General features: G+C 67.2%; 12 protein-coding genes and 1 pseudogene. 6 read left to right on the top strand and 7 right to left on the bottom strand.

The window, feature by feature from the left end; translation table 11 throughout:
- Positions 1 to 3 precede the first annotated feature (3 nt).
- Entirely contained in the window at positions 4 to 417 is a 414-nt protein-coding gene (locus tag IC40_RS0102765; RefSeq protein WP_030133237.1) for a DUF5313 domain-containing protein, read from the top strand.
- Here IC40_RS0102765 and IC40_RS0102760 read toward each other — a convergent pair.
- Both IC40_RS0102760 and IC40_RS0102755 read right to left on the bottom strand, forming a co-directional pair.
- Positions 414 to 758 (bottom strand): cupin domain-containing protein, encoded by a 345-nt coding sequence (locus tag IC40_RS0102760; RefSeq protein ID WP_030133236.1) that lies wholly within the window; start codon positions 756 to 758, stop codon positions 414 to 416. The two genes, IC40_RS0102765 and IC40_RS0102760, sit on opposite strands and share 4 nt — an antisense overlap.
- A gap of 8 nt (positions 759 to 766) precedes the next feature.
- Entirely contained in the window at positions 767 to 1,441 is a 675-nt protein-coding gene (locus IC40_RS0102755) for an SDR family oxidoreductase (RefSeq protein WP_030133235.1), read from the bottom strand.
- Positions 1,442 to 1,575: 134 nt separating this feature from the next.
- On the opposite strand from IC40_RS0102755, the pseudogene IC40_RS28180 reads away from it, so the two are divergent.
- Positions 1,576 to 2,583: pseudogene (locus IC40_RS28180) on the top strand (YbfB/YjiJ family MFS transporter); the annotation flags it as partial.
- A gap of 42 nt (positions 2,584 to 2,625) precedes the next feature.
- On the opposite strand, the gene IC40_RS27070 reads toward IC40_RS28180, so the two are convergent.
- Positions 2,626 to 3,558, bottom strand: coding sequence for a LysR family transcriptional regulator (locus IC40_RS27070; RefSeq protein ID WP_081843308.1), 933 nt, complete (start codon positions 3,556 to 3,558; stop codon positions 2,626 to 2,628).
- 115 nt (positions 3,559 to 3,673) lie between these two features.
- Between IC40_RS27070 and IC40_RS0102740 the strand changes: the two genes are divergently transcribed.
- The gene (locus IC40_RS0102740; RefSeq protein WP_030133232.1) at positions 3,674 to 4,378 is read left to right on the top strand and encodes an SDR family NAD(P)-dependent oxidoreductase; all 705 of its coding nucleotides are present in this window, start codon (positions 3,674 to 3,676) and stop codon (positions 4,376 to 4,378) included.
- Positions 4,365 to 4,757 carry a nuclear transport factor 2 family protein gene (locus tag IC40_RS0102735; protein WP_030133231.1) on the top strand — a complete coding sequence of 131 codons (393 nt, stop codon included), beginning with the start codon at positions 4,365 to 4,367 and terminating at the stop codon, positions 4,755 to 4,757. The genes IC40_RS0102740 and IC40_RS0102735 overlap by 14 nt, the downstream gene beginning before the upstream one ends.
- On the opposite strand, the gene IC40_RS0102730 is transcribed toward IC40_RS0102735, so the two are convergent.
- Positions 4,735 to 5,736, bottom strand: coding sequence for an LLM class F420-dependent oxidoreductase (locus IC40_RS0102730; protein ID WP_030133230.1), 1,002 nt, complete (start codon positions 5,734 to 5,736; stop codon positions 4,735 to 4,737). The two genes, IC40_RS0102735 and IC40_RS0102730, sit on opposite strands and share 23 nt — an antisense overlap.
- Before the next feature lie 104 nt (positions 5,737 to 5,840).
- On the opposite strand from IC40_RS0102730, the gene IC40_RS27950 reads away from it, so the two are divergent.
- Entirely contained in the window at positions 5,841 to 6,569 is a 729-nt protein-coding gene (locus tag IC40_RS27950; RefSeq protein ID WP_162179251.1) for a hypothetical protein, read from the top strand.
- Positions 6,570 to 6,571: 2 nt separating this feature from the next.
- A complete protein-coding gene (locus tag IC40_RS0102720) occupies positions 6,572 to 6,997 on the top strand; it encodes a pyridoxamine 5'-phosphate oxidase family protein (RefSeq protein WP_030133229.1) in 426 nt (141 codons plus the stop codon).
- Here the strand turns inward: IC40_RS0102720 and IC40_RS0102715 are convergent.
- From IC40_RS0102715 to IC40_RS0102705, 3 genes are all read right to left on the bottom strand, one after another.
- A complete protein-coding gene (locus IC40_RS0102715) occupies positions 6,994 to 7,971 on the bottom strand; it encodes a GGDEF domain-containing protein (RefSeq protein ID WP_036469216.1) in 978 nt (325 codons plus the stop codon). The two genes, IC40_RS0102720 and IC40_RS0102715, sit on opposite strands and share 4 nt — an antisense overlap.
- A gap of 43 nt (positions 7,972 to 8,014) precedes the next feature.
- The gene (locus IC40_RS0102710; protein WP_030133227.1) at positions 8,015 to 8,977 is read right to left on the bottom strand and encodes a helix-turn-helix domain-containing protein; all 963 of its coding nucleotides are present in this window, start codon (positions 8,975 to 8,977) and stop codon (positions 8,015 to 8,017) included.
- Positions 8,978 to 9,253: 276 nt separating this feature from the next.
- The gene (locus tag IC40_RS0102705) at positions 9,254 to 11,401 is read right to left on the bottom strand and encodes a 3-hydroxyacyl-CoA dehydrogenase NAD-binding domain-containing protein (RefSeq protein WP_030133226.1); all 2,148 of its coding nucleotides are present in this window, start codon (positions 11,399 to 11,401) and stop codon (positions 9,254 to 9,256) included.
- Position 11,402: the final 1 nt, after the last annotated feature.

Here is an 11,402-nt window from a genome sequence, read left to right as displayed (position 1 = left end):
AACATGGCCGCAACACCGAGTTTCTTCCAGCGGGTGCTCTACGCATACGGACGCCGCCTGCCCGACTCCATGCGCGACTGGGTGACGGCCGACCTGACCGGCACGGGCGCGGTGCGCAGGCACATGCTGCGCTACGCGATCCCGCCGGCCGTCATCCTCGCTCCGCTGTGGCTGTTGCCGGGATCACTGTACGTCCACCTGGAGATGACCGTGCCCATCTACACCTGGGCATTGATCATGGCCTTCGTGTTGAACAAGGTGTGGCGTCGGCACCGGCTTTCCCAGCACGGGCTGGATCCCAAATTGATCGACACCATGAACCGGGAGAAGAACGCCCGCCTGCACGAGGACTACGCGCGCCGTTATGGCGCCCGTCCGCAGGATGCCGAGTGGCAGTCCAATCCGAGCCCGTTCTAGACGTGCGGACCCACGGCCTTCACCACGGTCAACAGCACCACCGAGTCCTCTAGCGCCGACAGCCCGTGCCGAACCTTCGGCACCACCAGATGATCGCCGGCCGAGCCCTCCCAGTTCGCCTCGGCCGTCGTCAGCCGGACCCGGCCCTGCAGCACCTGCAGCGTCGCCTCCCCCGGACTCTCGTGATCGTCGAGCCCATTACCCGCCGACAGCGCGAGCAGCGTCTGCCGCAGGCGGTGCTCGTGTCCGCCGTAGACGGTGTGCGCACTGCGACCGCTGTTGGCCGAACGCGCGGTCTCCAGATGCTCGCGAGCCAGGGCGGTCAGTGAGATCTTTTCCATACCTGCCACTATCTCATCCGTGACAAGGCCGCTTTCGCCTGTCGCGCGGTGTCGTCTGCCAGCACCTCGGTCGTGCCGGCCAGCACACCGTCGACGGCTTGGCGGGCAATCGCTGCCGGATCCGATTTCTGTTCGGCCGGAATGTAACTGACCATATCGGTGTCCATGTAGCCGACGTGCAGCGCGGTGACGGTGACGCCGCGGGGTGCCAGGTCGTCGCGCACCGCGTCGGTCAACGCCCACGCCGCGGCCTTCGCAGCGGCATAAGCACCCGAGGTCGCGGGATGAGCCCAGGACAGCACCGAAAGCACGTTCAGAATCTTTCCGCCGCCGTTGTTTTCGAGTACCGGCGCAAACTCCCTGATGACATTCAGGGTGCCGAAATAGTGAGTTTCCATCTCGGACCGGATATCTTCGATCGACCCTGCCAACAGGTTGGCGCGGGTGGAGATACCGGCGTTGTTCACCAGAACCGTGACATCCGAGGCAATTTCGGCCGCCCGCCGAACCGATTCCGGGTCGGTGATGTCGATCTGGACGGGGATCGCACCGGTGATGTCGACTGTCTCGGGACGCCGCGCCCCGGCGTACACCTTGGCGCCGCGGGCCAGGAAATCTTCGGCGATCCGGCGGCCGAGGCCGCGATTGGCACCGGTGATCAGCACGATGATGTTGTCTTTCATGATGCGCTCCTTCGGTATGTCTTGATCAACACCTCCGGTGCGGTCGTTTATCCCACCGCGTGGAAGGCTTGCTCTCCCAGCTGGGAGAGCGTGCGTCGTGGCCCCCGGTGCGACCGGACGGTGACCATCGACCGATGGAGCTGAAATCTCTCTGTTCGGTAGCGCGTTCGATGTCGACGCTCGCGGCCGCGATGGGCATCGGCCGTTTTGCCTATACCCCGATCATGCCGTTGATGACGGCACAGACCGCTTTGAGTCCGCACACCGCAGGGCAACTGGCGACGGCGAACTACACCGGGTACCTGGCCGGCGCGGTGGCCGCAACGGTGCTGCCCCGGCTTGCCCACTCCCGCACGGTCTTGCTCACCTCGTTGACGGTGATCACCGTCAGCCTGCCCGCCATGGCGCTGACCACGACCGTACCGATGTGGTTGGCACTGCGCACGATTGCCGGTCTCGGTAGCGCGCTGGCATTCGTGGTCGCGGTGAACGGCCTGCTCGATGTGGCACCTCGGCACGCCGGGTGGGGTCTGGGCGGGGTGGGTATCGGCATCGCATCGTCGGCGGCACTGGTGTTGGCACTGCCCGCGGACTGGCGGCTGGCTTGGTGGTCGGTCGGCGTGTTGGCCGCCCTGCTGAGCGTGCCCGCCTGGTGGACGCGCCCCGGACCGCGCCCGGCGGCGGTCGGGGTGACCCGGCCCGGGTACGGGTCCCGGTTCTGGTTGCTGTTCGGCGGTTACACCTTGGAGGGCATCGGCTACATCATTGCCGCGACATTCCTGGTCGCCGCCATGGCGCAGCACTCCCCCGGTCCCATCGGCGGCGTGGCATGGCTGGTGGTCGGGCTGTCCGTCATCCCCTCGGCCGTCGTGTGGGACCGCGTGACGGCGCGGTGGTCGCATCCGGCACTGTTGACCGTTGCGCTGCTGCTGCAGGCGGCCGGGATTGCATTGGCCTGCTTTGGCACCACGGCCGCGGCCACGTTGGGGGCAGTTCTGTTCGGCGGGACCTTCATCGGGGTCAGTTCATTGGCCTTGGCCTATGGCCGCCGACTCGGCGTGCCCGGCGCGGTGGCGGTGCTGACGGCCGGCTATTCGGCCGGTCAGATCGTGGGTCCGCTGATGGTCGGCCCATTGCTGCACGGCGATTTTCGGCTCGTACTCGGGGCGGGTGCGGCGACCGTCTCAGTCGCTGCGCTGGTCTGCGCCGCGATATGGATCGGCGGGCGGAAGCCAGTGCCCCCCAGCACCCTCGTCGAGATCGACGGGCTCTCGGGTGAAAGCGTCCACGACGGCCAGCACCGATTCCCGGTCCTCGGCGCGACGCCAGACAAGTGACCACGTCCACAACGGTTCCGGGCTACGCACCGGCCGGCGGACCAGGTCGCCGGCACCGGTGTCGTTCTGCCCCTTGGGATTGTTGAGCACCGGGCGGCCGATCCGGCGGACATGCTCGAAGAACGTCGGTCCGGTGACGCCACCGTCATCGGTGCGCATGACGCGGGCACCGGTGGCCGCCGCATACTGCTCGGCGTATCGATTCCACGACGACCAGCTCGCGGTGTCGGTATCAACCAGCACCACAGTGTCTTTCGCCTCGACAGGCCCGGACTCGGTCCCCGCCGACAGGGCATAGAGCCGATCGACACCCACCAAGCGCGCGGACAGGTCCAACTCGGCGAGGTCGGTGTCCTGCACCCAGCAGATCGCCAGATCCAGACTGCCATCGACGACGCGGGCGGCCTGCGCATGCGAGGGCATCACCCAGGTGTCGACCCGCAGGGTGGCCACCCCGGCCGCACGTTCGGACCAGTCCACCGGGCACCAATTCACACAACCGATCCGCACCGGATCGTCGGCGGCCAAACCCGTTACCCGCCTGCGCAACTCATCGGCCTGACGAACCAGCGACCGCGCGTCGGGCAGCAATGCCGCACCGGCCGCCGTCAGCGCCACCGACCGGCGGTCGCGGTCGAACAGCTGCACCTTCAGATCGCGTTCGAGCGCCTTGATCTGCTGGGACAGCGACGGTCCCGCGATACGCAACCGTTCGGCCGCCCGGCCGAAGTTCAGTTCCTCGGCGACGGTCACGAAGTACCGCAGCTGACGCAACTCCACCGGCCCAGCGTAGTAGCCGCCGGCTCGCACCAGTGAGCTTTCCAGTCCTATCGGCCGGGACGGGCGTCGAGTGCAATGCCGTTGTGCGGTGCAGACACAGCAGAAAGGCACGATCATGAACAACCCCACGCGCGTCGCCGTCATCACCGGCGCATCCCAGGGCATCGGCGAAGCACTGGTCGCCGGCTACCGCGGCCTCGGCTACGCCGTCGTCGCGAACTCACGCAATATCGTGGCCGGTGACGACCCGTCGGTACTGGCCGTCGCAGGGGACATCGGCGTACCCGGTGTCGGACAGCGCATCATCGATGCGGCCATCGAGCGGTTCGGCCGCGTCGACACCGTCGTCAACAATGCGGGCATCTTCATCGCCAAGCCGTTCACCGACTACACCGACGCCGACTACGACGCCATCACCGGGGTGAACCTGCGTGGGTTCTTCGAGGTGACCAGGGCGGCCCTTGCGGTGATGCCCGCCGGCGGGCACATCGTGAACGTGTCCACCAGCCTGGTCGACCAGGCCACCAAGGCCGCACCGTCGGTGCTGGCATCGCTGACCAAGGGCGGCCTGAACGCCGCCACCCGGTCACTGGCCGTCGAGTACGCCGAGCGCGGCATCCGGGCCAACGCCGTCGCGCTGGGCATCATCCGCACCCCGATGCACGCCGCGGATGACTATCCGGCGCTGGCGACACTGAACCCGCAACAGCGGATCGGTGAGCTCGACGATGTCGTGGACGCGGTGTTGTATCTGGAGCGTGCCGGGTTCGTGACCGGGGAAATCCTGCACGTCGATGGAGGCCAGCATGCCGGGCACTGAACGCGATGACACCGCGACGATCCTGGCCGGTGTGCTCGACGAGTGGAAGGCCGGGATCGACACCCACGATCCCGACCGGACAGCCGCGGTGTTCACCGAGGACACCATCTTCCAGGGGCTCAAGCCCTACAGCGTCGGTCGCGACGGTGTGCACGCCTACTACGCGGGGCAGCCGGCCGGACTCACCGTCGGCTACTCGTTCCTACAGACGCGACGCCTGGCCGCCACCGTGGTGTCGGGCTACCTGCGTGCGGACTTCGCCTTCGCCGACGGAACGGGGGTGAGCCTGAACCTCGGGGTTGTCCTCACCCACACCGCCGAGGGTTGGCGCATAGCGCAGTATCAGGTCAGCGCTGTCACCGACTCAGCACCGGAATGACCTCACGCTCGAAGAGTTCGATCCCGGAGCGGTCGTAGGCCGCTTCGGGGAAGTACATGATGGCGTACTCGCACCCGAGATCGCGTAGCCGGGAGAGGCGTTCGATGACCTGCTCGGGGGTGCCGGTGGCCGAGTCCGGGGAGGCGACGTTGGCGAGCATGGCATCGATGGCGGGTGCGGCATCCTCGCCGACGGCGCCGACCTGGCGGTCCCGGATTCGCTGCAGGCGCCCGCTCACCTCGTCCTCGGAAGTGCCTAGGACGCAGTTGAAGTTCGCCGAGCGGATGATGGCGTCGAAGTCGGTGCCCACCGCTCGGCAGTGCTCGGCCAGCACCTCGGACTTGTGCCGGAAATCCTCGGGCGCGCTGCTGAAGTTCGTGTAGCGGGCGTATTTCGCCGCGATCTTGAGTGTCACCTTCTCGCCCCCGCCTGCGATCCACAGCGGCGGCCCGCCCTCCTGCAGCGGCTTGGGCGCGACGATGGCGTCGTTCACCTGATAATGCTTGCCCTCGAGGGTGACCCGGCCGTCGCGCCAGGCGTCCCGCATGATCTGCACACCCTCGTCCAGGCGGCCAAGCCGCTCGCCCGCCGAGGGGAAGCCGTAGCCATACGCGCGCCACTCGTGTTCGTACCAACCGCCACCGATACCCATCTGGACGCGGCCGCCGGAGATGATGTCGGTGGTGGCGGCGACCTTTGCCAGGTAGGCCGGGTTGCGATAGCTCATGGCGGTGCACATCTGGCCCAATTTCACCCGTTCGGTGACCGCCGCGAACGCCGCCATCAGCGACCAGGCCTCATGGGTGGCCTCGTCGGTGGGCAGCGGAACGGTGTGGAAGTGGTCGTACACCCACACCGAGTCCCACGTGCTGTTATCGGCGTGACGAGCCAGTTCATTCATCACTGACCAGTGGTTTTCGGTGGGGATGTCGACGAGATCGAGTCGCCAACCCTGCGGGATGAACAGTCCGAAGCGCATAGCCATCGACTTTAGGCCCACGCGCCACTTTCTTACATCGTCTACACTGTGACGGGATCGTTGCTGTACTTAAATCGTTGCTGCACCAAATGAAGGACATGGTCATGACTGCCCTCCGACGTCGCATCGCGAATGCCGCGCTGGCGGCTGCGCTGCCGCTGACCGCCATGACCGTGGCCTTCGCACCTCCTGCGCTCGCCGAGCAGTGCTCACGCGGTCAGGTCTCCTACAACGGCAACTGCGTCGACACCTGCAATGACTCGCAGGTCCGCAACTCCGACACCGGCGAATGCCAGTCGTTGATCTCGGCCGCCGTCCAGAAGGCCCGGACGCCCGCCGTTGCCAAACTGACCCCGGATCAGCTCGGTGGTGTGGTGCAGCTGGCTCGCAATGTCGGCGCGATCCCCGAGATCAACTCGACCATCGGCACGTCCTTCGGCATCGTCAACACCGTCGTCGGCTGGCCCGCGGTGCTCGCCGGCGCCGCCGCCGACACCGCTGCCACCCTGGCTTTCTTCGGGTTGCTGCCCGGCGAGATCACCCCCTTCGGCGGCACCTTGGGCGCCGTGCAGGCCACCGGCCAGACCTTCTCGGCGGTCTCGGATGTGGCACGGATGTCGACGGCGCTGCCTGCATTGGGTCTGCCCAGCTTGCCGCCGCCGCCCGCCGGGCTTCCCGGCCTCCCGCCGCCCCCGCCGATCGGTCTGCCCGGTCCCCCGCAGCTGCCGCCCCCGCCGCCGATCGGCTTGCCGGGTCTGCCGCCGCCTCCGGGATTGCCGGGTCCGCTGCTCGGTTGTGGGCCGCGACTGCTGTTCTTCACCCCCTGCATCTGATCATGCCGCTGGCCAGGGAAGAGCGTGAGGCATTCCTGGCCGAGCCGCATGTGGCTGCGCTGTCGATAGCGGCCGGCCCCCACCGTGGGCCGTTGACACTGCCGATCTGGTACCAGTACATCCCCGGCGGACAGCCGTGGTTCCTCACTGGGGCCGGGTCGCGCAAGCACAAGCTGATCGAGGCGGCCGGGCATCTGTCGCTGATGGTCGATCGCGTCGAGCCGACGGTCCGATACGTCAGCGTCGACGGTGCGGTGGCGCGGATAGACGATGCCACCGACGATCAGCTCGTCGAGATGGCCCGGCGTTACCTGCCCGCAGCGGCGGTCGAACCGTATCTGGCGGTGGCCCGGCGCGAGCACGGGCCCAGCGTGGCCGTGTATCTGCGGCCGCAGCACTGGTTTTCCGCCGATATGGGTGCGTTCTAGCCGGAGTCGGACACCTCCCGCAGCGGTCGACCGCGTCCGCGGTACAGTTCGGCGTCCGCGCGGGCATAGAGCTCGCCGATACCGGCGGATGCCAGCGCATCGGTGGCGGTGCCGATACTGACCCCCGGCGTGCTCGATCGGATGGCGTCGAGCAGTCGCTCGCGATCGGCGGTGGCCGCGCCGGCGAGACAGATCGCGAACTCGTCGCCACCCAATCGCGCCAGCACCGCACCGCGCGGCACCAACCTCGACCACAGCCTCGCGTAGTCGGTGATGCGCCGGTCCCCCGCAGAATGTCCCTGGGTGTCGTTGATCGTCTTGAGTCCGTCGATATCGAGCGCGAAAACGGTGACCGGCCGCGTACCCGCCCGCGCGATCAGATCTGCGGTCGCCATCTCCCAGCCTGCGCGGTTCGCCAGGCCGGTGAGCGGATCCGTGCACGCCGCGGCGAACATGGCACGCATCAACAGTCCGAACGATTCCGCCGCTCCCGTGATCACGACCGCGATGATCAGGTAGGTGATGACCCCGACGTGCGGTGCCGGAGCCACCGCAACCGCGCCGAAGCAGCAGATGACCAGTACCGCGATCCACGTCCACGCGCGGCGGGTGGGATAGAAGGCCCGCAGGTACATCGCCAGGAACATCGGCGCGATGAGGCACATGTATTCGGCGGTCAGGGTGACGTGGAAGGCCATCACGGTCGGGGTCGCCACGACGGCGGCGGCGGTTGCGGGCACAGTGTGGTCCGGGCGGACAGCCAGCTGGATCAGCGCTGCTGCGCTGAGCGCGACCGCGAGGATGCCGCCCACGGGATTGGCGAACTCCAGATCGGTGCGCACCGGGAAGATCGTGAACACCACGCCGTAGGTGTAGAGAAATCCCGTGGCGCACAGGTAGATGCGCAGGATCCGGACCGACTGGTCGGCGATCGCCGGGAACTTCGCTACCGAACGCGAGGCGAAGTGGGTCATCCGATCAGCCTGCTCTACCGGGTCGGTAGACACAACGTGATCGCTATCCGGAGAAGCACCCGCGATACTCGCGCGGCGTGGTCCGCATCTGCCGGACGAAGTGATGACGGAAGGTCACCGGCGATTCGAACCCGACCCGCGCCGCGATCTGTTCGACGCCGAGGTCCGAGGACTCCAACAACGCCAGACTGGCCTGGATGCGTTGTTCGATAAGCCATTTGATGGGCGTGGTGCCGGTGGCCCTGGCGAACTGGCGCAGGTAGCTGCGCCTTGACAGCGACGACCGCTCGGCGAGTTCGTCGAGGGTGATGGGACGGTCCAGATGCTCCAGCGCCCAGGCCATCCCGGCGGCGATCCGGCCGTCGACCGCGGGTTCGGGGACCGGGGTCTCGATGTACTGCGCCTGTCCGCCTGCGCGGTGCGGTGAGATGACGAGCCGACGCGCGATATCGTTGGCCACCCGCACGCCGTGGTCGGCACGCACGATGTGCAGGCACAGATCCAGCCCGGCCGCACAGCCCGCGCTGGTGAGCACCCGCCCGTTGTCGACGTACAGCGGCGCCGGATCCACATCGATCGACGGATATCGCTGCGCCAACAGGTCGGCGTAGATCCAGTGTGTCGTCGCAGTGCGCCCGTCGAGCACACCGGCCGCGGCCAACGCGAAGGCGCCGGAGCAGATGGAGACCAGCCGGGCACCTCGGGTATCGGCGGCGCGGATGGCCTCGAGCAGCGCATCCGAGGGCGCCTGCTCGACATCGCGCACGCTGGGGATCAGCACGGTATCGGCGCTCGCCAGATCCTCGATGCCGTAGGAGGTGCGCACCACGGCCCCGCCCAACATCCGGATCTCGGATTGCTCGGAGCACAGCTTGACCGCGTATCCGCCGGGGGCGACTCCGGCGGAGAACCGTCCCGGCAACTCGGCCATCCCGAAGATCTCGGCGGCAAGACCGGATTCGAATCCGGTCATCCCGTCATAAGCCAGGATGGCGACGATGTGCATGTCACTATCTTATCGTTAGACGGCATCAGTGCCGGTGTGCCGACGCCACCGGACCCGGCATCGTCGTCGATATGACCCAGCAACGCCCCGTTCTCCGCTTCTGGTCCGCCCTGAAGGCATTCGCCGCCGGGATCCACGCCGCCAACGGGCTCGCCCATGGCCTCACCCCCGCCGCGGAGTCCCCGGCACGCACGAGAAAACCCCCGGGCTCGCCGTTTCGAGGACAGCGGGCCCGGGGGCTTCTGGTCTTACCGCGCGCCGAGTGGCGCGCCGCGATCAGCCCTCCAGCGAGGCGGGCGGGTTGAAGCGATCGCCGTAGCGGGCCGCCAGCTCCTTGGCACGGGCCACGAACGCGGCCTTGCCGACACCGTGCGGGCCTTCGTAGCCGACGATGAACTGCGCCGAACCACCGGTGTACGGCGGGTAGCCGATACCCATGATCGAGCCGATGTTGGCATCGGCGGTCGAGGTCAGCACGCCCTCGTCGAGGCACTTCTGGGTCTCCAGAGCCTCGGCGAACAGCATGCGGTCGATGGCATCCTGCAGCTCGATGGTGGCGCTACCGGAGTTGAAGGTCTCCTTGAGGCCCGACCACAGACCGACCCGCTTGCCGTCGGCGTACTCGTAGAAACCGGCACCCTTCAGACGCGACGGACGACCGATCTCGATCATCTTCTCCACGACCGCTTCGGCGGGGTGCGGCACATAGGTCTCACCGGTCGCCTCGGCCGCCTTGCGGGTCTCCCCGGCGATCTTGTGCATGAGCTCGAGGTTCAACTCATCGGAGAGCTGCAGCGGCGCGGCCGGGTAGCCGGCCTGGGCTCCGGCCTGCTCGATGGTGGCGGCCTCGATGCCCTCACCGAGCATGGCGAGCGCCTCGTTGACGAAGGTGCCGATGACGCGGCTGGTGAAGAAGCCCCGGCTGTCGTTGACCACGATCGGGGTCTTCTTGATGGCCAGCGTGTAGTCGAAGACCCGGGCCAACGCCTCGTCGGAGGTCTTCTCGCCCTTGATGATCTCGACCAGCGGCATCTTGTCCACGGGGCTGAAGAAGTGGATCCCGATGAAGTCTTCCTGGCGCTTCACACCGGTGGCCAGACCCGTGATCGGCAGGGTGGAGGTGTTCGAGCCGAGCAGCGCGTTGGGCTCGACGATGTCCTCGATCTCCTGGAACACCTTGTGCTTGAGTTCCTGGTTCTCGAAAACAGCCTCGATCACGAAGTCCACACCGGCCAGATCGGCGGGATCGGCGGTCGGGGTGATCTTGGCCAACAGTGCCGCGGACTTCTCCTCGGTGGTCTTGCCACGCTTGAGCGCCTTGGCTTCCAGACCCTCGGAGTAGGCCTTGCCCTTCTGCGCCGCCTCGATCGAGACGTCCTTGAGCACGACGTCATAACCGGCCTTGGCCGACACGTAGGCGATACCGGCGCCCATCATGCCCGCACCCAGCACACCGATCTTCTTGATCGGCACCGGCGCGATGCCCTCGGGACGCGACGCGCCACCGTTGATGGCCTGCAGGTCCAGGAAGAACGCCTGGATCATGTTCTTGGCGACCTGGCCGGTGACCAGCTGGGTGAAGTAGCGGCTCTCGATGCGGGTCGCACCCTCGAAATCCACCTGGGCGCCCTCGACGGCCGCGGCCAGGATGGCGCGCGGCGCCGGCATGGGCGCGCCCTTGAGCTGCTTCTTGAGCAGCGCCGGGAACGACGGCAGGATGGCGGCCAGGCCGGGGCTGCTCGGGGTACCGCCGGGCATCTTGTAGCCCTTGACATCCCACGGCTGCACGCCGCCCTCGGGGTTGTCCTTGATCCACTTCTTGGCCGCCGGGATCAGTTCCTCGACGCTGCCGACGAGCTCGTCGACCAGACCGATCTCCTTGGCCTTGGCCGGGTTGAACCGGGTGCCCTGGCTGAGCACCTCCATGAAGGCCTTCTGGATACCGAACATCCGCACGGTGCGGGCCACGCCGCCACCGCCGGGAAGCAGGCCGAGGGTCACCTCGGGCAGACCGATGACGACACCCTTGACATCGGCGGCGATGCGGTGATGGGTGGCCAGCGCGATCTCAAGACCGCCACCGAGCGCGGCGCCGTTGATCGCGGTCACGACGGGCTTGCCGAGGGTCTCCAGCTTGCGCAGATCGGCCTTGATGAACTCGACCTCCTCGAATGCCTGCTGGGCATCGTCGGGACCGATGTTGATCATGCCCTTGAGGTCACCGCCGGCGAAGAAGGTCTTCTTCGCGCTGGCGATCACCACACCGGTGATCGAATCCTTCTCGGCGACAAGGCGTTCCACCGCGTCATGCATGGACTGCTTGTAGTGCTCGTTCATCACGTTGGCCGACCCGGTCGGGTCGTCCAGCGTCAGGGTGACGATGCCGTCGGCATCCTGCTCCCACTTGATGGTGTTCTCTGCCATG

The sequence above is a fragment of the Mycolicibacterium neoaurum ATCC 25795 genome, from assembly GCF_000691525.1.
Taxonomy (GTDB): domain Bacteria; phylum Actinomycetota; class Actinomycetes; order Mycobacteriales; family Mycobacteriaceae; genus Mycobacterium; species Mycobacterium neoaurum.
This window is presented reverse-complemented; position numbering and strand designations above follow the sequence as displayed.

What these genes read in the sequence shown, in the direction of transcription:
- IC40_RS27950 (WP_162179251.1), top strand. Translation starts at nt 5,841, where the DNA reads ATGACTGCCCTCCGACGTCGCATCGCGAATGCCGCGCTGGCGGCTGCG.
- IC40_RS0102730 (WP_030133230.1), bottom strand. Translation starts at nt 5,736, where the DNA reads ATGCGCTTCGGACTGTTCATCCCGCAGGGTTGGCGACTCGATCTCGTC.
- IC40_RS0102720 (WP_030133229.1), top strand. Translation starts at nt 6,572, where the DNA reads ATGCCGCTGGCCAGGGAAGAGCGTGAGGCATTCCTGGCCGAGCCGCAT.
- IC40_RS0102760 (WP_030133236.1), bottom strand. Translation starts at nt 758, where the DNA reads ATGGAAAAGATCTCACTGACCGCCCTGGCTCGCGAGCATCTGGAGACC.
- IC40_RS0102735 (WP_030133231.1), top strand. Translation starts at nt 4,365, where the DNA reads ATGCCGGGCACTGAACGCGATGACACCGCGACGATCCTGGCCGGTGTG.
- IC40_RS0102740 (WP_030133232.1), top strand. Translation starts at nt 3,674, where the DNA reads ATGAACAACCCCACGCGCGTCGCCGTCATCACCGGCGCATCCCAGGGC.
- IC40_RS0102710 (WP_030133227.1), bottom strand. Translation starts at nt 8,977, where the DNA reads ATGCACATCGTCGCCATCCTGGCTTATGACGGGATGACCGGATTCGAA.
- IC40_RS0102715 (WP_036469216.1), bottom strand. Translation starts at nt 7,971, where the DNA reads ATGACCCACTTCGCCTCGCGTTCGGTAGCGAAGTTCCCGGCGATCGCC.
- IC40_RS0102755 (WP_030133235.1), bottom strand. Translation starts at nt 1,441, where the DNA reads ATGAAAGACAACATCATCGTGCTGATCACCGGTGCCAATCGCGGCCTC.
- IC40_RS0102705 (WP_030133226.1), bottom strand. Translation starts at nt 11,401, where the DNA reads ATGGCAGAGAACACCATCAAGTGGGAGCAGGATGCCGACGGCATCGTC.
- IC40_RS0102765 (WP_030133237.1), top strand. Translation starts at nt 4, where the DNA reads ATGGCCGCAACACCGAGTTTCTTCCAGCGGGTGCTCTACGCATACGGA.